Annotated in this window: 20 protein-coding genes and 1 pseudogene; 14 read left to right on the top strand and 7 right to left on the bottom strand. The window is 72.2% G+C overall.

Translation table 11 applies throughout. The features are described 5' to 3' along the window. The first annotated feature begins 75 nt into the window (after window positions 1-75). Together ACPXCS_RS16560 and ACPXCS_RS16555 are read left to right on the top strand one after the other, a co-directional pair. The gene (locus tag ACPXCS_RS16560) at window positions 76-1,461 is read left to right on the top strand and encodes an NADP-dependent succinic semialdehyde dehydrogenase (RefSeq protein WP_425950354.1); all 1,386 of its coding nucleotides are present in this window, start codon (window positions 76-78) and stop codon (window positions 1,459-1,461) included. 25 nt (window positions 1,462-1,486) lie between these two features. Continuing rightward, window positions 1,487-1,723 carry a DUF6213 family protein gene (locus ACPXCS_RS16555; RefSeq protein WP_425950352.1) on the top strand — a complete coding sequence of 79 codons (237 nt, stop codon included), beginning with the start codon at window positions 1,487-1,489 and terminating at the stop codon, window positions 1,721-1,723. A gap of 10 nt (window positions 1,724-1,733) precedes the next feature. On the opposite strand, the gene ACPXCS_RS16550 is transcribed toward ACPXCS_RS16555, so the two are convergent. Then, window positions 1,734-2,390: a transcriptional regulator gene (locus ACPXCS_RS16550; RefSeq protein ID WP_425950350.1), complete on the bottom strand. Its 657-nt coding sequence runs from the start codon at window positions 2,388-2,390 to the stop codon at window positions 1,734-1,736. A gap of 170 nt (window positions 2,391-2,560) precedes the next feature. Here ACPXCS_RS16550 and ACPXCS_RS16545 point away from each other — a divergent pair. The 3 genes and pseudogenes from ACPXCS_RS16545 to ACPXCS_RS16535 all read left to right on the top strand — a co-directional run. Next, window positions 2,561-3,628 (top strand): annotated as a pseudogene (locus ACPXCS_RS16545) (type III polyketide synthase); the annotation flags it as partial. Window position 3,629: 1 nt separating this feature from the next. Beyond that, complete coding sequence (locus tag ACPXCS_RS16540; protein WP_425950348.1) at window positions 3,630-4,844, top strand: cytochrome P450; 1,215 nt, start codon at window positions 3,630-3,632, stop codon at window positions 4,842-4,844. A 7-nt stretch (window positions 4,845-4,851) separates the two neighbouring features. Continuing rightward, complete coding sequence (locus ACPXCS_RS16535; RefSeq protein ID WP_425950346.1) at window positions 4,852-5,373, top strand: cupin domain-containing protein; 522 nt, start codon at window positions 4,852-4,854, stop codon at window positions 5,371-5,373. On the opposite strand, the gene ACPXCS_RS16530 is transcribed toward ACPXCS_RS16535, so the two are convergent. Further along, a complete protein-coding gene (locus ACPXCS_RS16530) occupies window positions 5,370-6,596 on the bottom strand; it encodes an acyl-CoA dehydrogenase family protein (protein ID WP_425950477.1) in 1,227 nt (408 codons plus the stop codon). The two genes, ACPXCS_RS16535 and ACPXCS_RS16530, sit on opposite strands and share 4 nt — an antisense overlap. Window positions 6,597-6,769: 173 nt before the next feature. Here ACPXCS_RS16530 and ACPXCS_RS16525 point away from each other — a divergent pair, with 173 nt between their 5' ends. Further along, window positions 6,770-7,414, top strand: a complete 645-nt coding sequence (locus ACPXCS_RS16525; RefSeq protein ID WP_365744497.1) for a TetR family transcriptional regulator — start codon at window positions 6,770-6,772, stop codon at window positions 7,412-7,414. A 61-nt stretch (window positions 7,415-7,475) separates the two neighbouring features. On the opposite strand, the gene def is transcribed toward ACPXCS_RS16525, so the two are convergent. Then, complete coding sequence (def, locus tag ACPXCS_RS16520; RefSeq protein ID WP_425950344.1) at window positions 7,476-8,024, bottom strand: peptide deformylase; 549 nt, start codon at window positions 8,022-8,024, stop codon at window positions 7,476-7,478. Between the two features lie 157 nt (window positions 8,025-8,181). Here def and ACPXCS_RS16515 point away from each other — a divergent pair, with 157 nt between their 5' ends. The 5 genes from ACPXCS_RS16515 to ACPXCS_RS16495 all read left to right on the top strand — a co-directional run bounded on the left by ACPXCS_RS16515 (window position 8,182) and on the right by ACPXCS_RS16495 (window position 12,804). Next, window positions 8,182-9,420 (top strand): MurT ligase domain-containing protein, encoded by a 1,239-nt coding sequence (locus ACPXCS_RS16515; RefSeq protein ID WP_425950343.1) that lies wholly within the window; start codon window positions 8,182-8,184, stop codon window positions 9,418-9,420. A 23-nt stretch (window positions 9,421-9,443) separates the two neighbouring features. Beyond that, window positions 9,444-10,172, top strand: coding sequence for a type 1 glutamine amidotransferase (locus ACPXCS_RS16510; protein ID WP_094054291.1), 729 nt, complete (start codon window positions 9,444-9,446; stop codon window positions 10,170-10,172). 228 nt (window positions 10,173-10,400) lie between these two features. Then, a complete protein-coding gene (locus ACPXCS_RS16505; protein WP_425950340.1) occupies window positions 10,401-11,426 on the top strand; it encodes a 6-phosphofructokinase in 1,026 nt (341 codons plus the stop codon). Between the two features lie 157 nt (window positions 11,427-11,583). Continuing rightward, window positions 11,584-12,534, top strand: coding sequence for a cytochrome c oxidase assembly protein (locus ACPXCS_RS16500; RefSeq protein ID WP_425950338.1), 951 nt, complete (start codon window positions 11,584-11,586; stop codon window positions 12,532-12,534). 81 nt (window positions 12,535-12,615) lie between these two features. Further along, the gene (locus ACPXCS_RS16495) at window positions 12,616-12,804 is read left to right on the top strand and encodes a hypothetical protein (RefSeq protein WP_383332761.1); all 189 of its coding nucleotides are present in this window, start codon (window positions 12,616-12,618) and stop codon (window positions 12,802-12,804) included. A gap of 4 nt (window positions 12,805-12,808) precedes the next feature. On the opposite strand, the gene ACPXCS_RS16490 is transcribed toward ACPXCS_RS16495, so the two are convergent. Genes ACPXCS_RS16490 through ACPXCS_RS16475 form a run of 4 tightly spaced genes read right to left on the bottom strand, consistent with a single transcriptional unit; the run spans window position 12,809 to window position 16,857 of the window. Then, complete coding sequence (locus ACPXCS_RS16490) at window positions 12,809-14,023, bottom strand: sensor histidine kinase (RefSeq protein WP_425950336.1); 1,215 nt, start codon at window positions 14,021-14,023, stop codon at window positions 12,809-12,811. Next, window positions 14,020-15,735, bottom strand: a complete 1,716-nt coding sequence (locus ACPXCS_RS16485; protein ID WP_425950335.1) for a cation acetate symporter — start codon at window positions 15,733-15,735, stop codon at window positions 14,020-14,022. Before ACPXCS_RS16485 ends, ACPXCS_RS16490 begins: the two co-directional genes overlap by 4 nt. A 10-nt stretch (window positions 15,736-15,745) precedes the next feature. Continuing rightward, the gene (locus ACPXCS_RS16480) at window positions 15,746-16,105 is read right to left on the bottom strand and encodes a hypothetical protein (RefSeq protein ID WP_425950475.1); all 360 of its coding nucleotides are present in this window, start codon (window positions 16,103-16,105) and stop codon (window positions 15,746-15,748) included. Between the two features lie 2 nt (window positions 16,106-16,107). Beyond that, window positions 16,108-16,857, bottom strand: coding sequence for a LytR/AlgR family response regulator transcription factor (locus ACPXCS_RS16475; protein ID WP_425950333.1), 750 nt, complete (start codon window positions 16,855-16,857; stop codon window positions 16,108-16,110). Between the two features lie 121 nt (window positions 16,858-16,978). On the opposite strand from ACPXCS_RS16475, the gene ACPXCS_RS16470 reads away from it, so the two are divergent. The 3 genes from ACPXCS_RS16470 to rocD all read left to right on the top strand — a co-directional run bounded on the left by ACPXCS_RS16470 (window position 16,979) and on the right by rocD (window position 19,701). Then, window positions 16,979-17,494, top strand: a complete 516-nt coding sequence (locus ACPXCS_RS16470; protein WP_425950332.1) for an Lrp/AsnC family transcriptional regulator — start codon at window positions 16,979-16,981, stop codon at window positions 17,492-17,494. A 126-nt stretch (window positions 17,495-17,620) separates the two neighbouring features. Continuing rightward, a complete protein-coding gene (gene ddaH / locus ACPXCS_RS16465) occupies window positions 17,621-18,451 on the top strand; it encodes a dimethylargininase (RefSeq protein ID WP_425950331.1) in 831 nt (276 codons plus the stop codon). Beyond that, entirely contained in the window at window positions 18,448-19,701 is a 1,254-nt protein-coding gene (gene rocD / locus ACPXCS_RS16460; RefSeq protein WP_425950329.1) for an ornithine--oxo-acid transaminase, read from the top strand. The genes ddaH and rocD overlap by 4 nt, the downstream gene beginning before the upstream one ends. Window positions 19,702-19,781 lie beyond the last annotated feature (80 nt).

Below are 19,781 nucleotides of genomic sequence, written 5' to 3'. Positions count from 1 at the left end.
GAGACGCTCCCGCGTTGCGGTCCGCCGCGCCGCGCGGGAGGGTCGAGACACAGCCCGCTCCCAGGGAGGTCAGCCATGCCCATCGCGACGGTCAACCCGGCGAACGGCGAGACGCTCAAGACGTACGAGGCCATGGGCGAGGAGGAGATCGAGCGCCGGCTCCGGCTCGCCGAGGCCACGTTCCGCACCTACCGGACGACGACCTTCGGCGAGCGGGCCCGGCTGCTGCACCGGGCCGCGGACCTCCTGGACGAGGACCAGCAGGACATCGCCCGCGTGATGACCACCGAGATGGGCAAGCCGATCCGGCAGGCCCGGGCCGAGGCGGCGAAGTGCGCCAAGGCGATGCGCTGGTACGCCGACCACGCCGAGGAGCTGCTCGCCGACGAGGAACCGGCCGACTCCGACGTGAAGGACTCCGGCGCCTCGCGCGTCCGGGTCCGCTACCGCCCGCTCGGCCCGGTGCTGGCGGTCATGCCGTGGAACTTCCCGCTGTGGCAGGTGGTGCGCTTCGCGGCGCCCGCGCTGATGGCGGGGAACGTCGGTCTGCTCAAGCACGCCTCGAACGTCCCGCAGACCGCCCTGTACCTGGAGGACCTGTTCCACCGGGCGGGCTTCACCGAGGGCTGCTTCCAGACGCTGCTGATCGGCTCCGCCGCCGTGGACGAGATCCTGCGCGACGAGCGGGTCAAGGCGGCCACGCTCACCGGCAGCGAGCCCGCGGGCCGCGCGGTCGCCTCCACCGCCGGAGAGATGATCAAGAAGACGGTGCTGGAGCTGGGCGGCAGCGACCCGTTCGTCGTGATGCCCTCCGCCGACGTGGACCGGGCCGCCGAGGTGGCGGTGACGGCGCGGGTGCAGAACACCGGGCAGTCCTGCATCGCGGCGAAGCGGTTCATCGTGCACGCGGACGTCTACGACGCCTTCGCGGAGCGGTTCGCCGCGGGCATGCGGGCGCTGAAGGTCGGCGACCCCCTGTCCGACGACACCGAGGTGGGGCCGCTCTCCAGCGAGCAGGGCCTGCGCGATGTCGAGGAGCTGGTCGACGACGCGGTGCGCGGCGGGGCCCAGGTGCTGTGCGGCGGCGAACGGCCCGAGGGTCCGGGCTGGTACTACGCGCCGACCGTGCTCGCCGGCATCACGCGCGAGATGCGGATCCACCGGGAGGAGGCGTTCGGACCGGTCGCCACGCTGTACCGGGTGGCCGACCTGGACGAGGCGGTGCTGGTCGCGAACGACTCGCCCTTCGGCCTGAGTTCCAACGTGTGGACCCGGGACGAGGCAGAGGTGGACCGCTTCGTCCGGGACCTGGAGGCCGGGGGCGTGTTCTTCAACGGGATGACGGCCTCGCATCCGGCGTTCCCGTTCGGCGGGGTGAAGCGGTCCGGGTACGGGCGTGAGCTGTCCGGGCACGGAATCCGCGAGTTCTGCAACATCACCACTGTTTGGCATGGTGCGTGAGTGTTGCGGGGCTACGATCCCGTCTGTGAACCGCGAAGTGACTCTGCCTCTGATCGTCGACGACCGCGGGACCCTGCAGGTGGCTGCGGCGGATGTGAGCAAGCTCTTGCGGACCGTGGGGGGTCGGTGGGTGCGGCTGGTGGAGGGCGGGGAGTCGGGACTCGACGAGGACACGGTGGCGGCTCTGACCATCGAGCTGGCGAAGCTGGCCGACCGCATCGATGTGGCCTGTATCGCGCACAGCAGCGGGAGCGGGACGTAGCCGGGCGTCCCTAGGACGTCTCGCCCAGGGCGGTCCAGAACATCGCCTCGTACGTCTGGAGCAGGCGGCCGTGGGTGCGTGCGCGCCGCTCGTCGAGGCGCCCGGCGTCCAGGGCCGCCCCCACCGCCGCCTCCGCCAGCCGGTCCAGGTCGGGTGCGGGCTCGGCGAAGAAGTCGAAGAACCCGCACGCCTCGTCGGTGAAGCCGTAGTGCTCGCGCAGGGCGGCGGCGATGGTCGCGCAGTAGCCGCCCCACGCCGAGAAGTTGGCCGTCAGGGCCAGGACGACGTCCGCCGGTGCGGCGTTGAGGGCCAGCCAGGCGACGTACGCGGGGTAGGCCTGGCATCCCGGGAGCGGTTCGTACGACGCCTCCTGCGCGCCGCAGGCCCGTGCGAAGGCCTCCAGTCGCTCGCCCGCCAGCGCCTCGCCCTGCGCGAGCGCCGTGAAGAAGGCCGCGGCCTGCGGATCGGTGGCCTCGCAGCGCAGGGCCAGGTGCTCGAACGCGCGGCGGTCCGCGGGGATCACCCAGGTCTGTTCCAGGGCGAGCGCGGCGAGGGTGGAGCGGGGGGCCGTGCCGTCGGCGATCCGGGGGACGAGGGGGTTGGCGCCGGGGTCCGGGGCGAGGGCCGCCGTGGTGGTCCGCAGGAGGTCCTGGGCCGGGTGCGTCATCGCTTCCTCCGTCGTGAGGGGGTCGGGTCGAGGGTGGCACGGCGTCCCCGAGACGGAGTAGTCCCGCGCGAAGTCGGCCTGCCGAGGGGTGATCGTGGGTGGACCACCCCTAGAGGTGAACCACCTTCTGACCGGGGGGCGAAGGGCCTTCCGGGAGGCGAAAGCAGGCACGGTTCATGGCGACTTTGTGCAGACCTTCGGTGTCCGTTCCAGAGCACGTGATCACGATGGAGGAGACGCTTGAGCTGGCGCGTGAGCGCCACGCCGACCACCCCCAACTGCCGCTGGCCCTCCGGCTGATCGAGAACACCGGCGTGCGCACGCGGCGCATCGTGCAGCCCATCGAGGAAACCCTCAAGCACCCCGGGTTCGAGGACCGCAACAAACTCTACGCGGCCGAGGCCAAGGCGCGGGTGCCCGCGGTCATCCAGCGGGCGCTCGACGACGCGGAGCTGCTGCCCACCGACGTCGACCTGATCATCTACGTGTCGTGCACGGGCTTCATGATGCCCTCGCTCACGGCGTGGCTGATCAACGAGATGGGCTTCGACCCGACCACCCGGCAGCTGCCGATAGCCCAGCTGGGCTGCGCGGCCGGCGGCGCGGCGATCAACCGGGCGCACGACTTCTGCACGGCCTACCCCGAGGCCAACGCGCTGATCGTGGCCTGCGAGTTCTGCTCGCTGTGCTACCAGCCCACCGACATCGGGGTCGGCTCGCTGCTGTCCAACGGCCTGTTCGGCGACGGCATCGCCGCCGCCGCGGTCCGCGGCCGGGGCGGCGAGGGCGTCAGCCTGGAGCGCAACGGTTCGTACCTGATCCCCAAGACCGAAGAGTGGATCATGTACGACGTGAAGGCGACCGGCTTCCACTTCCTGCTGGACAAGCGGGTGCCTGCCACCATGGAGCCGCTCGCGCCGGCGCTGAAGGACCTGGCCGCCGACCACCGCTGGGACGCCACCGACCTGGACTTCTACATAGTCCACGCGGGTGGGCCCCGCATCCTCGACGACCTCAGCACCTTCCTGCACGTCGACCCGCACGCCTTCCGCTTCAGCCGGGCCACGCTCACCGAGTACGGCAACATCGCCAGCGCCGTCGTCCTGGACGCGCTGCGCCGGCTGTTCGACGAGGGCGGCCCCGAGCACGGGGCGCGCGGGCTGCTGGCCGGGTTCGGACCCGGCATCACCGCCGAGATGGCCCTGGGCCGCTGGCACCGCGCGGACGAGACGATGTGAGATGAGCGAAGAGACGATCACCGAGACGCCGCCCCCGGTCCGGGACTGGCCGGCGCTGGACCTGTCCGGCGCGGACTTCGACCCGGTCCTGCGCGAGCTGATGGACGAGGGTCCGGTCACCCGGATCAGGCTGCCCAACGGCGAGGGCTGGGCCTGGCTGGTCACCCGCTACGACGACGTGCGGATGGTCACCAACGACCCGCGCTTCGGCCGCGAGGCCGTCATGGACCGCCAGGTCACCCGGCTGGCCCCGCACTTCATCCCGTCCCGGGGCGCGGTCGGCTTCCTCGACCCGCCGGACCACACCCGGCTGCGGCGCAGCGTCGCCGCCGCCTTCACGGCACGCGGCGTGGAGCGGGTGCGCGAGCGGTCCCGCCTGATGCTGGCGGAACTGGTCGACGAGATGCTCCAGGACGGGCCGCCCGCCGACCTCACCGAGGCCGTGCTCAGCCCGTTCCCCATCGCGGTGATCTGCGAGCTGATGGGCGTCCCGGCCGCCGACCGGCACGACATGCACACCTGGACGCAGCTGATCCTGTCCTCCTCGCACGGCGCCGAGACCAGCGAGAAGGCCAAGAAGGAGATGGGCGCCTACTTCGCCGACCTCATCGGCCTGCGTGAGGGCGCCACCGGCGAGGACGTGACCTCGCTGCTCGGCGCCGCGGTCGGCCGCGCCGAGGTCACCCTGGAGGAGGCGGTCGGACTCGCCGTGCTCCTGCAGATCGGCGGCGAGGCGGTCACCAACAACAGCGGCCAGATGTTCTACGTGCTGCTGACCCGGCCCGAACTCGCCGAGCGGCTGCGGGCGGAGCCGGAGATCCGCCCCCGGGCCATCGACGAGCTGCTGCGCTGGATCCCGCACCGCAACGCGGTCGGTCTGTCGCGGATCGCCCTGGAGGACGTGGAGATCCGGGGCGCGCGGATCCGGGAGGGCGACGCGATCTACGTGTCGTACCTGGCGGCCAACCGCGACCCGGACGTCTTCCCCGACCCGGAGACCATCGACTTCTCGCGCAGCCCGAACCCGCACGTCTCGTTCGGCTTCGGACCGCACTACTGCCCGGGCGGCATGCTGGCCCGGCTGGAGTCGGAACTCCTGGTCGACGCGCTCCTGGACGGCGTGCCGGGCCTGCGGCTCGCCGTGCCGGCCGAGGACGTGCCCTTCAAGAAGGGCGCGCTGATCCGCGGGCCCGAGGCCCTGCCCGTGACGTGGTGAACCGGCGATGACGGCGACCGAAGGCCTGCTCGTCCCGCCGGGTCAGGGCCGGGTGGTGCAGGCCCCGGCCCAGCACGTGACCTTCAAGGTGACCGGCAGCCACTCCCGCATGGCCTCCACGTTCGAGGTGGTGGTGCCGCCGGGCTTCGACGTCGGGGCGCATGTGCACACCCGCAGCGAGGAGTTGTTCTACGTCCTCGAAGGCGAGCTGGACGTGCTCGCCTTCGAGCCGCGGGTGCGCACCCCCGACAACTGGCAGAGGTGGGAGTCCGCTTCGGGCAGCCGGGTGGTGCGGGCGACGCCGGGAACGGTGATCGTCGTGCCCCCGGGGTGCCCGCACGCGTTCGCCAATCCGACGGACGAGCCCGCGAAGATGTTCTTCCAGGCGAGCCCGCCGCCGGACCACGAGCGGTACTTCGAGGAGCTGCTGGAGATCCTCGGCGCCGGGGGCCCGCCGGACCACGCGGCGATCGAGGAGCTCCGGGCGCGCTACGACATCGAGCAGCTGACGCCGCTCAGGCACCGCTAGCGGATCGGCACGCCGGCGAGGGTGCGGGCGATGACCAGGCGCTGGATCTCGCTCGTGCCCTCGAAGATGGTGTAGATCGCGGCGTCGCGGTGCATGCGCTCGACCGGGTACTCCCGGGTGTAGCCGTTGCCGCCCAGGATCTGGATGGCCTGGGCGGTGACCTTCTTGGCCGTCTCGCTGGCGAAGAGCTTGGACATCGAGCCCTCGGCCGCCGTGAACGGCTTGCCGTTGATCGCCATCCAGGAGGCGCGCCAGACCAGCAGCCGGGCCGCGTCGATGGAGGTGCGCATGTCCGCGAGCTGGAACGCCACGCCCTGGTTGTCGACGATGGGCCGGCCGAACTGCTCGCGGGTGGTGGCGTAGTCGAGGGCGACCTCGTAGGCGGCGCGGGCGGTGCCGACCGCCATGGCGCCGACGGCCGGGCGCGAGGCCTCGAACGTGGCCATCGCCGCGTTCTTCACGCGCTCCCCGCCCTGCCTGGCCTTCTCCCGCGCCCGGGCGAGCCGCTCGTCGAGCTTCTCCTTGCCGCCGAGCAGGCAGGAGCCGGGCACACGGACGTTGTCGAGGATGACCTCGGCGGTGTGGGAGGCGCGGATGCCGTGCTTCTTGAACTTCTGGCCCTGGGCCAGGCCCTCGGTGCCCGGCGGGATGATGAAGGAGGCGTGGCCCTTGGAGCCGAGCTCGGGGTCGACGACCGCGACCACGACGTGGACGTTGGCGATGCCGCCGTTGGTCGCCCAGGTCTTGGTGCCGTTGATCACCCACTCGTCCTTGGCCTCGTCGTACACCGCCCGGGTGCGCATGGAGGCGACGTCGGAGCCGGCGTCGGGCTCGGAGGAGCAGAACGCGGCGACCTTGACGTCGTTGGCGTCGCCGTACATCTGCGGGATCCAGGTGCCGATCTGCTCCTCGGTGCCGTTGGCGAGGACGCCGACGGCGGCGAGGCCGGTGCCGACGATGGACAGGGCGATGCCCGCGTCGCCCCAGAACAGCTCCTCCATCGCCATGGGGATGCCGAGGCCGGTGGGGTCGAAGTACTGCTGGGCGTAGAAGTCCAGGGAGTAGATGCCGACCTTGGCGGCCTCCTGGATGACCGGCCAGGGAGTCTCCTCACGCTCGTCCCATTCGGCGGCCGCGGGGCGGATCACGTCGGCGGCGAAGCCGTGGAGCCAGTCGCGGACCTCCTTCTGTTCGTCGTTGAGCTCCATGGTGAACTCGGCCATGTCGGTCCCCTCCAGCGGCACACGTGCATGTTACTTGCGGTAACACCAGTCTGTTACCGGTGGGTAGTCCGCGTCAACTCCTACCGACCGGTCGGCACCCTTTCGGTGTCCGGCGCGGGCTTCAGTGTTAGTTTGCGCAGGCGTCAGCGAAACAGCACGGGTGGGGAGAGCACATGGACACCACGCAGCGGACCGATCAGCAACGGTCCGCCGACCGCCGACGGCGTGAACTGCTGGAGGCCGCCGACCGAGTGGTGCTGCGCGACGGCCCGCAGGCCTCGATGAACGCGATCGCGGCGGAGGCCGGCATCACCAAGCCGATCCTCTACCGGCACTTCGGCGACAAGGGCGGACTCTACGCGGCCCTCGCCAAACGGCACACCGACGCGCTGCTGGACTCGCTACGGGCGGCGCTGGACGCGCCGGCGGACCGGCGCGAGCGGGTCGAGGCGACATTGGACACGTACCTGGCGGCGATCGAGGCGCGGCCCCAGGTCTACCGCTTCCTGATGCACCCGGCCGAGGGCGGCCAGCCGGGCGACCCGGGATTCGACGTCGGCAAGCACAGCGCTCCGCTGCTGCGGCGGATGGGCGAGGAGCTGGCGCAGGTCATCGAGGAGCGGCTGGATCTCGGGCCGGGCGGGCAGCGGCTGGCGCGGGTGTGGGGGCACGGGATCGTCGGCATGATGCACGCGGCCGGGGACTGGTGGCTGGGGGAACGGCCTTGTTCCCGTGCGGAGTTGGTGCGCAGTCTTGCCGATCTGCTGTGGGGCCGGCTGGCGGCTGCCGGGGATCGGGTGGGAGGCCCGGGGTTCTGACCGTCGTGGGCCGTCCGCGGGCCGGTGAGGGCTGGTCGCGCAGTTCCCCGCGCCCCCGGGGTCACTCACCCACTCGGCGCCATGGAGCCCTGGCCACCTGGCGCATCAGCTTGCGGTGGCGCCGGCCCGTCAGTCGGTCCGCGTAGATACGGCCCTCCAGGTGGTCGCACTCGTGCTGCAGGCAGCGGGCGAAGAAGCCCGTGCCGTGGACCGTGACGGGCTCACCGGTCACGGTGAAGCCCTCGACCACCGCGTGGTCGTACCGCTCCGTGCCCGCCTCCAGGCCCGGCAGGGACAGACAGCCCTCCGGGCCGCGGACCACCACCCCGTCCTTCTCGACCAGGCGGGGGTTGACCACGTGGCCGAGATGACGGACGTCCTCGTCGTCGGGGCAGTCGTAGACGAAGACCCGCAGCGGCTCGCCGATCTGGTTGGCGGCCAGGCCGACGCCCTGGGCGGCGTACATGGTCGCGAACAAGTCCTCGACCAGCCGGGCCAGTTCGGGGCCGAAGTCGGTGACCTCCGCGCAGGGCGCGTGCAGGACGGGATCGCCGTGCAGGGTGAGGGGCCTCACGCGGCCGCGGGCGCCGGGGATGGGACTCTGTCGCATGGCCGCAAGAGTAAGGTCCTGTCGGTGCGCGCCTCCCACACGAGTTCGCCACAGTGCCGCGGTGCGGGAGTGCGAATGGATCTCGATAGGCTGAGGTCCACACCACGTGGCCGTCAGGCTTCAGGCGCGGCGCGTACGCAAGGAGGATCGAGAACTGATGGCAGGCAACTCGGACCCGCTCTCGCCGCGGGCCAAGCTGGCCGTGACCGCGGGCAAGGCGGTCGCAGCGGCATCCCGCGCCGCAGGGCGCGGCAGCGGTTCGGTGATCGGCGGCCGGGTGGCGCTCAAGCTCGACCCCGACCTCCTCGCCCGGCTCGCCCAGAACCTGGACGTGACCTTGGTCTCGGCGACGAACGGCAAGACCACCACGACCCGGCTCATCGCCGAGGCCCTGCGCGCGGCGGGGCCGGTCGTCTCCAACGCGCTCGGCGCCAACATGCCGGCCGGCATCACCTCGGCGCTCGCGGGCAGCTCGGACGCCCGGTACGGGGTCATCGAGGTCGACGAGAAGTACCTGGCCGGCGTGGCCCGGGACACCGCCCCGAAGTGCATCGCGCTGCTGAACCTCTCGCGCGACCAGCTCGACCGCGCCGCCGAGACCCGCATGCTCGCCGAGAACTGGCGGGAGGGACTCGCCGGTTCCAAGGCCGTGGTCGTGGCCAACTGCGACGACCCGCTGGTGGTGTGGGCGGCGTCCTCCTCCCCCAACGTGATCTGGGTCGCCGCCGGCCAGATGTGGAAGGACGACGCCTGGTCCTGCCCGTCCTGCGGCGGTGTGATGCAGCGCCCGGGCGACGACTGGTTCTGCGGTGAGTGCGGCTTCCGCCGTCCGACGCCGAGCTGGGCGCTCTCCGGCGACCACGTCCTCGACCCGCACGGCTCGGCCTGGCCGATCCACCTGCAGCTGCCCGGCCGCGCCAACAAGGCCAACGCCGCCTCCTCGGCCGCCGTCGCCGCCGTGTTCGGGGTGCCGCCGCAGGTCGCGCTGGAGCGCATGTACCAGGTGCAGGCGGTGGCCGGACGGTACGACGTCGTCCAGTTCCAGGGCCGCGACCTGCGGCTGCTGCTCGCGAAGAACCCGGCCGGCTGGCTGGAGACGTTCTCCCTGATCGACCAGCCGCCCGCCCCGGTCATCCTGTCCGTGAACGCGCGCTCCGCCGACGGCACCGACACCTCCTGGCTGTGGGACGTCGACTACACCCGCCTGACCGGTCACCCGATCTGCGTGGTGGGTGACCGCCGGCTGGACCTGGCGGTGCGTCTGGAGGTCGCCGACCAGCACTTCCAGGTCTACGACAACCTCGACCAGGCCGTGGCCGCGTGCCCGCCGGGCCGCATCGAGGTCATCGCCAACTACACGGCGTTCCAGGACCTCCGCCGCCGCGTCGGCAACTGAGCACGAGACGTCAGGGGACTTTTGTGAGCGACAACCAACTGCGCATCGTCTGGATCTATCCCGACCTGCTCAGCACCTACGGCGACCAGGGCAACGTCCTCGTCGTGGAGCGCCGCGCCCGGCAGCGCGGCCTGGACGTGGCCCGGCTGGACGTGCGCAGCGACCAGCCGATCCCGACCTCCGGGGACATCTACCTGATCGGCGGCGGCGAGGACCGGCCGCAGCGGCTCGCGGCCGAGCGGCTGCGCCGGGACGGCGGCCTGACCCGGGCCGTGGAGAACGGCGCCATCGTGTTCTCGGTGTGCGCCGGCTACCAGATCCTCGGCCACGAGTTCATCAACGACCTCGGCCAGCGCGAGCCCGGCCTCGGGCTGCTGGACGTGGTGTCGGTGCGCGGCGAGGGCGCGCGCTGCGTGGGCGACGTGCTCGGCGACGTCGACCAGCGCCTCGGCCTGCCCCCGCTGACCGGCTTCGAGAACCACCAGGGCGTCACCCACCTCGGCCCCACCGCCCGCCCGCTCGCCCGGGTGCGCTTCGGCAACGGCAACGGCACGGGCGACGGGACCGAGGGCGCCTACAACGACACGGTGTTCGGCACGTACATGCACGGTCCGGTGCTCGCCCGCAACCCGCTGATCGCGGACCTGCTGCTGAAGCTGGCCCTCGACGTCAACGCGCTGCCGCCGACCGACGACCGCTGGTACGAGGCGCTGCGCAACGAGCGCATCGCGGCCGCGCAGCAGCCCGCCTAGGAACCGTCGCGCGGCGGCCCGCGCGGGCGCTGCCGGACACATCGCGGCAAGCACGCGTCAACCTGCTGGTCAACAGCCCGTATGACGGCCCATCCGCACAGGTGAGCGGGGTCGTCCAGCAGGCGGACGCGTGCTTCGGTCCGCCCCCTCCGAGCCGCTAGGGTGGCGGGGATTCCAGCCGGACAACGCGGTCCGGTCCCGGCCCACGTCGATAAGGTTTCTCGGGCTATGCGCATTGGTGTCCTCACGTCCGGCGGCGACTGCCCCGGCCTGAACGCCGTCATCCGGTCCGTCGTGCACCGCGCCGTCGTCGACCACGGCGACGAGGTCATCGGCTTCCGGGACGGCTGGAAGGGCCTCCTGGAGTGCGACTACCTCAAGCTCGACCTCGACGCGGTGGGCGGCATCCTCGCCCGCGGCGGCACGATCCTCGGCTCCTCCCGGGTCCAGCCCTCCCATCTGCGGGACGGTGTGGAGCGGGCCCGGGGCCATGTCGAGGAGCTCGGCCTCGACGCGATCATCCCCATCGGCGGCGAGGGCACGCTCAAGGCCGCGCGGCTGATGTCGGACAGCGGCCTGCCCGTGGTGGGTGTGCCGAAGACCATCGACAACGACATCGCGGTCACGGACGTCACCTTCGGCTTCGACACGGCCGTCGGCGTGGCGACCGAGGCGCTGGACCGTCTGAAGACCACGGCCGAGTCCCACCAGCGGGTCCTCGTGGTCGAGGTCATGGGACGGCACACCGGCTGGATCGCGCTGCACTCCGGCATGGCGGCCGGCGCGCACGCCATCGTCGTGCCGGAGCGGCCCTTCGACATAGAGGAGCTGACCCGGCGGGTCGGCGCGCGGTTCGAGGCCGGCAAGCGCTTCGCCATCGTCGTCGCGGCGGAGGGTGCCAAGCCCCGCGCCGGGACCATGGAGTTCGACGAGGGCGGCAAGGACATCTACGGGCACGAGCGGTTCGCGGGGATCGCGCGCCAGCTGTCCGTGGAGCTGGAGGACCGGCTGGGCAAGGAAGCCCGGCCCGTCATCCTCGGGCACGTGCAGCGCGGCGGGACGCCCACCGCGTACGACCGCGTCCTCGCGACGCGCTTCGGATGGCACGCGGTGGAGGCCGTGCACCGGGGTGAGTTCGGGCAGATGACCGCGCTGCGCGGGACCGACATCGTCATGGTGCCGCTGGCCGAGGCCGTGGAGACGCTGAAGACCGTGCCGGAGGACCGGTACGACGAGGCGGAGACCGTTCTCTGAGGGTGCCGTGGTCGGCGGGTGCGGGCCGCTCGTGGCTCGTCGCGCAGTTCCCCGCGCCCCTGGAACCTTGCCCCCGGTCACATGTGTGGCCGGGGGCGGTTCTACTCTTGTGGGCGGACAAGTTGCTGCACACCCCCACGAAACAGGAGCCGGCGGAATGGATCACAGCGGGCACGGCATGACCATGGATCTGCCGCCGTTCACGCTGGGACGCGGCCTCGGATGGTCGGCGGACCCGTTCTTCCTCGTCGCCTGTCTGGCGGGGCTGGCGCTGTACGGCTGGGGGGTCGTGCGGCTGGTGCGGCGCGGGGACAAGTGGCCGGTCGGCCGGACCGTCGCCTACGCGCTGGGCGTGCTGAGCATCATGCTCATGATGTGCACCCGGCTGAACGACTACGGCATGGTCATGTTCAGCGTGCACATGGTGCAGCACATGGTGATCAGCATGGTCTCGCCGATCCTCATCCTGCTCGGCGCGCCGATCACGCTGGCGCTGCGGGCGCTGCCGACGGCGGGCCGGGGCCGCAAGGGGCCGCGCGAGCTGCTGCTGATGTTCCTGCACAGCCGGTACATGCGGATCGTCACGCACCCGGCGTTCACCATCCCGCTGTTCATCGCGAGCCTGTACGGGCTGTACTTCACGCCGCTGTTCGACACGCTGATGGGCTCCAAGGCCGGGCACATCGCGATGATGGTGCACTTCCTCGCGGTCGGCCTGGTGTTCTTCTGGCCGATCATGGGGGTGGACCCGGGGCCGCACCGGCCGGGGTACCTGATGCGGATGCTGGAGCTGTTCGCGGGCATGCCGTTCCACGCGTTCTTCGGGATCGCGCTGATGATGGCGTCCCAGCCGATGGTGACGACGTTCGAGAACCCGCCCGCCTCCCTCGGCATCGAGGCGCTGTCCGACCAGAACGCGGCGGGCGGCATCGCCTGGGCGTTCAGCGAGATCCCGTCGGTGCTGGTGCTGATCGCGCTGCTGTTCCAGTGGTACGCCTCGGAGCAGCGGCAGGCCAGGCGCACGGACCGGGCCGCCGAGCGGGACGGCGACAAGGAGCTGGAGGCGTACAACGCCTATCTGGCCTCGCTGAACACGCAGGGGCGCTGAGAACCGGCTCGCGCAGGGCCCGTGCGCGCCGGGGCTCCGCCAGGCACCATGGAGGGACCGGACCACGAGGAGGGTGTCGCGATGCCCGGTTCCACGCACGGTTCCAGCGGTGACAACGGGACGAAGACCATGGGGGCGCTCACCATGGGGGGCCTCGTCGTGGTGACGGCCTACACGGTGGCGCTCGGCAGCAACGGCTGGCTGTGGTTCGGCTGGGTCGTCCTGGGCCTGATCACCCTGGGGATGGTGGTCACCACGCGCAGCACCTGACGGCTCACTCCCGGGTCAGCCGGCCCGCGGAGTGCACGCCCGGCTGGTACTTCGGGAGGCGGACGGTGATCTTCATGCCGGCGCCGGTGGCGGTCTCGATGACGAGGCCGTGGTCGTCGCCGTAGACCTGGCGGAGCCGGTCGTCGACGTTGGACAGGCCGATGCCGCCCGAAGGGCTGGCCTCGCGGGCGAGGATGCGGCGCAGCAGTTCGGGGTCCATGCCCGCGCCGTCGTCCTCGATGACGACCAGGGCCTCGGCGCCGGCGTCCTGGGCGGTGATCTGGATGTGGCACTTGCCCGAGGTCACGGCCTTGCCCTCCAGCCCGTGCTTGACGGCGTTCTCGACGAGCGGCTGCAGGCACAGGAAGGGCAGCGCGACGGGCAGCACCTCCGGCGCTATCTGGAGGGTCACGGAGAGGCGGTCGCCGAAGCGTGCGCGCACCAGGGCCAGGTAGTGGTCGATGGCGTGCAGTTCGTCGGCGAGGGTGGTGAAGTCGCCGTGCCGGCGGAACGAGTAGCGGGTGAAGTCGGCGAACTCCAGGAGCAGCTCCCGGGCGCGTTCGGGGTCGGTGCGCACGAAGCTGGCGATCACCGCGAGCGAGTTGAAGATGAAGTGCGGGGAGATCTGGGCCCGCAGCGCCTTGATCTCGGCCTCGATCAGGCGGGTGCGCGACCGGTCGAGGTCCGCCAGCTCCAGTTGCACGGAGACCCAGCGGGCGACCTCGCCGGCGGCCCGGACCAGGACGGCGGACTCGCGGGGCGCGCAGGCGACCAGGGCGCCGTGCACCCGGTCGTCGACGGTGAGCGGGGCGACGACCGCCCAGCGCACCGAGCAGTCCAGGTTGTCGCAGGTGAGCCGGAAGGCCTCACCGCGGCCGGTCTCCAGGGGGCCCGCGAGGCGTTCCATGATCTCGGAGCGGTGGTGGGCGCCGTCGCCGTCCCAGACCAGGACCTGTTCGCGGTCGGTGAGGCACAGGGCGTCGGTGCCCAGCAGCGAGCGCAGCTTGCGGGCGGACTTGCGGGCGGTCTCCTCGGTCAGGCCGGCCCGCAGCGGGGGCGCGGCCAGGGAGGCGGTGTGCAGGGTCTCGAAGGTGGCGTGCTCCACGGGGGTGCCGAGGCCGGCGAGGCTCTTGGCCCGGACGGTGCGCCGGCCCAGCCAGACGCCGAGGGCCAGAACCGGCAGCATGGCGACGCACAGACCGGCCAGGAAGTCGCTCACGCGCTCACCTCCGTGCGCAGTTCCTCGGGCAGGTGGAAGCGGGCCAGGACCGCGGCCGTGCCCGGCGGGACCCGGCCGGGGGTGGCGAGGGACACCAGGATCATGGTGAGGAAGCCCAGCGGCACCGACCACAGGGCCGGCCAGGCCAGCAGGGCGTGCAGGGCGGCGCCCCGGCCCGGGTAGCCGGCCATGGTCGCGGCGACCGCGAGCAGGGCGGAGCCACCGCCGACCAGCATCCCGGCGGCGGCGCCGGGCGGGGTCAGCCGCCGCCACCAGATGCCCAGGACGAGCAGCGGGCAGAACGAGGACGCCGACACGGCGAAGGCCAGGCCGACGGCGTCGGCGACCGGCAGCCCGCCCACCAGGATGCTCGCCACCAGGGGCACGGCCATCGCCAGGACGGTCCCGAGCCGGAAGTGCCGTACGCCCCGGGACGGCAGCACGTCCTGGGTGAGGACGCCCGCGACCGCCATGGTCAGGCCCGAGGCCGTGGACAGGAACGCGGCGAAGGCGCCGCCCGCCACCAACGCGCCCAGCAGGTCGCCGCCCACTCCCCCGATCATCCGGTCGGGCAGCAGCAGGACGGCGGCGTCCGGGTCCCCGGTGAGGGTCAGTTCGGGGGCGTAGAGACGGCCGAGGGCGCCGTAGACCGGGGGCAGCAGGTAGAAGGCGCCGATCAGGCCGAGGACCGCGACGGTGGTGCGGCGGGCGGCGACGCCGTGCGGACTGGTGTAGAAGCGGACCACGACGTGGGGCAGGCCCATGGTGCCGAGGAAGGTGGCGAGGATCAGCCCGTAGGTGGCGTACAGGGGGCGTTCCGCGCGGCTCTCGGCCTGGGACGGGGACAGGTCGCCGGCCCCGCCCCGCCCGGCCTCCGGGACGGCGGCGCCGGCGGGGAACAGCAGGCGGGTGCCGCCTTCGATGTGGTGGGTGCCGGCGGGCAGGTCGAGGCGGGTGCCGGTGTGGGTGCGCCCGTCGACCGTGCCGGTGACGGTGACGGACAGGGGGCGCTCCAGCTTCAGGTCGACGTCGCCGTCGACGCGGACCACCCGCTGCTCGCGGAAGGTGGCCGGTTCGTCGAAGGCGTGGCGCGGGGCGCCGTCGCTCTGCCAGGCCAGCACCAGGAAGAGGGCGGGCACGAGCAGGGCGGTGAGCTTCAGCCAGTACTGGAAGGCCTGCACGAAGGTGATGCTGCGCATGCCGCCGGCGGCCACGGTCGCGGTGACGACGACGGCGACGATCACACCGCCCAGCCAGTCGGGCGCCCCGGTCAGCACGGTCAGGGTGAGTCCGGCGCCCTGCAGCTGGGGCAGCAGGTAGAGCCAGCCGACGCCGACGACGAAGGCGCCCGCGAGTCGCCGAACGGCCTGGGAGGCGAGGCGGGCCTCCGCGAAGTCGGGCAGCGTGTAGGCGCCGGAGCGGCGCAGCGGGGCGGCGACGAAGAGCAGCAGGACCAGGTAGCCGGCGGTGTAGCCGACCGGGTACCAGAGCATGTCGGGGCCCTGGACCAGGACGAGGCCCGCTATGCCGAGGAAGGAGGCGGCGGAGAGGTACTCGCCGCTGATGGCGGCGGCGTTCAGGCGCGGGCCGACGGTGCGGGACGCGACGTAGAAGTCGGAGGTGGTGCGGGAGATGCGCAGGCCGAAGGCGCCGACGAGGACGGTGGCGACGACGACCAGGGCGACGGCGGGGACGGCGTAGCTGGAGTTCATGGGCGTGGCGTCAGCGGTCCTCGACGAGGCGGACGAAGTCGCGCTCGTTGCGCTCGGCGCGGCGGACGTACCAGCGGGCGAGCAGGACCAGTGGAGCGTAGAGGCCGAAGCCGAGGACGGCCCATTCCAGGCGGCGGGCGTCGGGCATGGCGGCGAAGAGCAGCGGGAGCGGGCCGATGAGCAGGCCGAGGACCGCGAAGACGGTGAGCGCGGCGCGCAGCTGGGTGCGCATCAGGGAGCGGACGTAGGTGTGGCCGAGGGTGGTCTGCTCGTCGATCTCGGTGCGCGGCCGGTAGTAGCCCGACGTCCTGCGGATCTGCCGGGGCGGGCCGGTGACGACGACGCGGCGTTCGGTGTGGTCCTGGGGCACCGTCACGTCCTCCTCATGAGCAGGTCGCGCAGTTCGCGGGTGTGGCGCCGGCTGACCTGGAGCTCCTCGGAGCCGACCAGGACGCTGACGGTACCGGCGTCGAGTCGGAGTTCGCCGATGTGGCGCAGGGCGACGAGGTGGCGGCGGTGGATGCGGACGAAGCCGCGGGAGCGCCAGCGCTCCTCCAGGGTGGACAGCGGGATGCGGACCAGGTGGCTGCCCTTGTCGGTGTGCAGGCGGGCGTAGTCGCCCTGGGCCTCGACGTGGGTGATGTCGTCGACGGCGACGAAGCGGGTCACGCCGCCGAGTTCGACGGGTATGTGGTCCGGGTCGGGCTCGTGCACGGGGATGCGCGGGGCGGCGCCGCGCAGCTCGGCGGCCCGGCGGACGGCCTCGGCGAGGCGTTCCTTGCGGACCGGTTTGAGGACGTAGTCGACGGCCTTGAGGTCGAAGGCCTGCACGGCGAAGTCCTCGTGGGCGGTGACGAAGACGACGAGCGGCGGGCGGGCGAAGCCGGACAGCAGCCGGGCCAGGTCCAGGCCGTCGAGCCCCGGCATCTGGATGTCGAGGAAGACGACGTCGATCGCCTCGGGCCCGCCCGGGCCGGACTCCAGGGCGCGGTTGATGCGGCGCAGCGCCTCGGTCGCGTCGCCGGCGCCCTCCGCACTGCCGATGCGGGGGTCGGCGTGCAGCAGGTACAGCAGTTCCTCGAGCGAGGGGCGTTCGTCGTCGACAGCCAGGGCGCGCAGCATGAACGTGGAGTGTAGGGGCGATCCGCACGTCTGGACATGTGCCGGGGTGGACGTCCCCGGCGGAGGCGGTGGCCGTACCGTGCCGGGCGCGGGCGGGCGGGCCCGCGGCTACAGTGCCCGCATGAACAGCAGGTCCACGGCGTTCGACGAACTCGACCGGAAGATCGTCACCGCGTTGATGGCGAACGCCCGGACGTCGTTCGCGGAGATCGGCGCGGCGATCGGGCTGTCGGCCACCGCGGTCAAGCGGCGGGTGGACCGGCTGCGGGAGACGGGCGTGATCACCGGGTTCACGGCGACCGTCAAACCGTCGGCGCTGGGCTGGCGCACGGAGGCGTACGTCGAGGTGTACTGCGAGGGCGCCGCACCGCCGCGGCGGCTGGCCGAGGTCGTGCGCGACTACCCGGAGATCACCGCGGCGATGACGGTGACCGGCGGTGCGGACGCGCTGCTGCACGTGCGGGCGCGGGACGTGGAGCACTTCGAGGAGGTGCTGGAGCGGATCCGCCAGGAGCCGTTCATCCGGAAGACGATCAGCGTGATGGTGCTGTCGCACCTGCTGCCGGAGAGTCCGGAGGCCGGAGCCAGCCATCCGGCGCCCGAACAGCTGACGGGCGGCGCAGCGGACGTGCGCTGACCGGCCCCAAGACGCAGCGTTCCTGCGTGGACGCGCAAGCTTTGTTCCTTGTCGTCCCCCGCTGTCAGTTCCTACCGTTGTGTCAACCCCCAGTCACACACCGTAAGGAAGCGGAGGGACCCCTTCGTGCCCGACTCCCGTGTGCCGCGCCGGCGGCGCTACCTGGTCTGCGAACCCAGACATTTCGCCGTGCAGTACGCGATCAACCCCTGGATGCGCCCCGACGAACCCGTCGACGTGCTCAGGGCACTGGACCAGTGGCAGGCACTGGTCGACACCTATCGGGCCCACGGCCATACCGTGGACCATGTGAAACCCGTTCCCGGCCTGCCCGACATGGTCTTCGCCGCGAACGCGGCGGTCGTGGTCGACGGGCGCGTCTTCGGCTCGCTCTTCCACGCGCCCGAGCGCCGTCCCGAGTCCGTGCCCTACGAGGCGTGGTTCAAGACGGAGGGCTACGAGGTGTACCACCCCGAGTCGGTCTGCGAGGGCGAGGGCGACCTGGTGCCGGCCGGGCGCTGGATCCTCGCCGGCACGGGCTTTCGCACGACGAGGGAGGCCCACCGCGAGGTGCAGGAGCACTTCGGCGTACCGGTGATCGGCCTGACGCTGGTGGATCCGTACTTCTACCACCTCGACACGGCGCTGTTCGTCCTCGACGAGGAGCACGACGGCAACATCGCCTACTATCCCGAGGCGTTCTCGCCGGGCAGCCGTGAGGTGCTGGCCCGGCTGTACCCGGACGCGGTGCTCGCCACCCGCGAGGACGCGATGGCGTTCGGGCTCAACTCCGTCTCCGACGGGCGCCACGTCTTCATCTCACCCGGGGCGACGGGCCTGGCCGGGCAGCTGGCCGACCGCGGCTACGTCCCCGTCCCCGTCGACCTGTCCGAGTTCCACAAGGCCGGGGGCGGCATCAAGTGCTGCACCCAGGAGATCCGGGAGATCCGCTCATGACCGCACCCGTCACCACCCGTGGCCCGCAGGGCGCTCCCGGCCCGCGGGGCGGCCGCGGCTCCGAGGAGCTCATCCGCGCGGAGGAGCCGGTCCTCGCGCACAACTACCACCCGCTGCCCGTGGTCGTCGCCCGCGCCGAGGGCACCTGGGTGGAGGACGTGGAGGGCCGCCGCTACCTCGACATGCTGGCCGGCTACTCGGCGCTCAACTTCGGCCACCGGCACCCGGCGCTGGTCGAGGCCGCCCACCGCCAGCTGGACCGGCTGACCCTGACCTCGCGCGCCTTCCACAACGACCGGCTCGCCGAGTTCGCCGAACGGCTGGCCGCGCTGACCGGGCAGGACATGGTGCTGCCCATGAACACCGGCGCGGAGGCGGTGGAGAGCGGCGTGAAGGTGGCCCGCAAGTGGGCCTACGACGTCAAGGGCGTCCCGGCGGACCGGGCCACGATCGTGGTGGCGGCCGACAACTTCCACGGCCGTACGACGACGATCGTGAGCTTCTCCACGGACGAGACCGCGCGGGCGGGCTTCGGGCCGTTCACGCCGGGATTCCGGATCGTGCCGTACAACGACCTGGCCGCGCTGGAGGCGGCGGTCGACGAGACGACGGCGGCGGTGCTGATCGAGTCGATCCAGGGCGAGGCCGGGGTGATCATCCCCGACGACGGCTATCTGGCCGGTGTGCGCGAACTGACCCGCCGCACGGGCTGCCTGTTCGTCGCGGACGAGATCCAGTCCGGGCTCGGCCGGACGGGCAGCACCCTGGCCGTGGAGCACGAGTCGGTGGTGCCGGACGTGCTGCTGCTGGGCAAGGCGCTGGGCGGCGGCATCGTGCCGGTGTCCGCCGTGGTCGGGCGGCGGGACGTGCTGGGCGTGCTGCACCCGGGTGAGCACGGCTCGACCTTCGGCGGCAACCCGCTGGCCGCCGCGGTCGGCACGGCCGTGGTGGAGCTGCTGGAGACGGGCGAGTTCCAGCGCCGGGCGGCCGAACTGGGCGTGATCCTGCGCGAGGGCCTGGCGGCTCTGGTCGGCAGGGGCGTGGTCGGCTTCCGCTCGCGCGGCCTGTGGGCGGGCGTCGACGTCGACCCCGCGCTCGGCACCGGCCGCGAGATCAGCGAGCGCCTCATGCGCGAAGGGGTCCTGGTGAAGGACACCCACGGCTCGACGATCCGGCTGGCACCGCCGCTGACCATCACCGGCGAGGAGCTCCGGGAGGCGCTCGGGGCCCTGGAGAAGGTCCTCGGGTAGCCGGGCCGGAGGCCGGGGACCGGGCGGGCGGCCGCCCGGCCCCCACTCCCCGACCGGCCCTGCACAAGCCGCCCCCTTTC

The sequence above is a fragment of the Streptomyces sp. DT190 genome, from assembly GCF_049846985.1.
In the GTDB taxonomy this organism is placed as follows: domain Bacteria; phylum Actinomycetota; class Actinomycetes; order Streptomycetales; family Streptomycetaceae; genus Streptomyces.
Note: the sequence above shows the minus strand (reverse complement) of the source record. Positions and strands in the feature narration are given on the sequence as shown.

Coding starts and splice junctions, on each gene's coding strand:
- ACPXCS_RS16505 (WP_425950340.1), top strand. CDS start 10,401: ATGCGCATTGGTGTCCTCACGTCCGGCGGCGACTGCCCCGGCCTGAAC.
- rocD (WP_425950329.1), top strand. CDS start 18,448: ATGACCGCACCCGTCACCACCCGTGGCCCGCAGGGCGCTCCCGGCCCG.
- def (WP_425950344.1), bottom strand. CDS start 8,024: ATGCGACAGAGTCCCATCCCCGGCGCCCGCGGCCGCGTGAGGCCCCTC.
- ACPXCS_RS16495 (WP_383332761.1), top strand. CDS start 12,616: ATGCCCGGTTCCACGCACGGTTCCAGCGGTGACAACGGGACGAAGACC.
- ACPXCS_RS16535 (WP_425950346.1), top strand. CDS start 4,852: ATGACGGCGACCGAAGGCCTGCTCGTCCCGCCGGGTCAGGGCCGGGTG.
- ACPXCS_RS16525 (WP_365744497.1), top strand. CDS start 6,770: ATGGACACCACGCAGCGGACCGATCAGCAACGGTCCGCCGACCGCCGA.
- ACPXCS_RS16560 (WP_425950354.1), top strand. CDS start 76: ATGCCCATCGCGACGGTCAACCCGGCGAACGGCGAGACGCTCAAGACG.
- ACPXCS_RS16485 (WP_425950335.1), bottom strand. CDS start 15,735: ATGAACTCCAGCTACGCCGTCCCCGCCGTCGCCCTGGTCGTCGTCGCC.
- ACPXCS_RS16515 (WP_425950343.1), top strand. CDS start 8,182: ATGGCAGGCAACTCGGACCCGCTCTCGCCGCGGGCCAAGCTGGCCGTG.
- ACPXCS_RS16470 (WP_425950332.1), top strand. CDS start 16,979: ATGAACAGCAGGTCCACGGCGTTCGACGAACTCGACCGGAAGATCGTC.
- ACPXCS_RS16550 (WP_425950350.1), bottom strand. CDS start 2,390: ATGACGCACCCGGCCCAGGACCTCCTGCGGACCACCACGGCGGCCCTC.
- ACPXCS_RS16530 (WP_425950477.1), bottom strand. CDS start 6,596: ATGGCCGAGTTCACCATGGAGCTCAACGACGAACAGAAGGAGGTCCGC.
- ACPXCS_RS16475 (WP_425950333.1), bottom strand. CDS start 16,857: ATGCTGCGCGCCCTGGCTGTCGACGACGAACGCCCCTCGCTCGAGGAA.
- ACPXCS_RS16500 (WP_425950338.1), top strand. CDS start 11,584: ATGGATCACAGCGGGCACGGCATGACCATGGATCTGCCGCCGTTCACG.
- ACPXCS_RS16540 (WP_425950348.1), top strand. CDS start 3,630: ATGAGCGAAGAGACGATCACCGAGACGCCGCCCCCGGTCCGGGACTGG.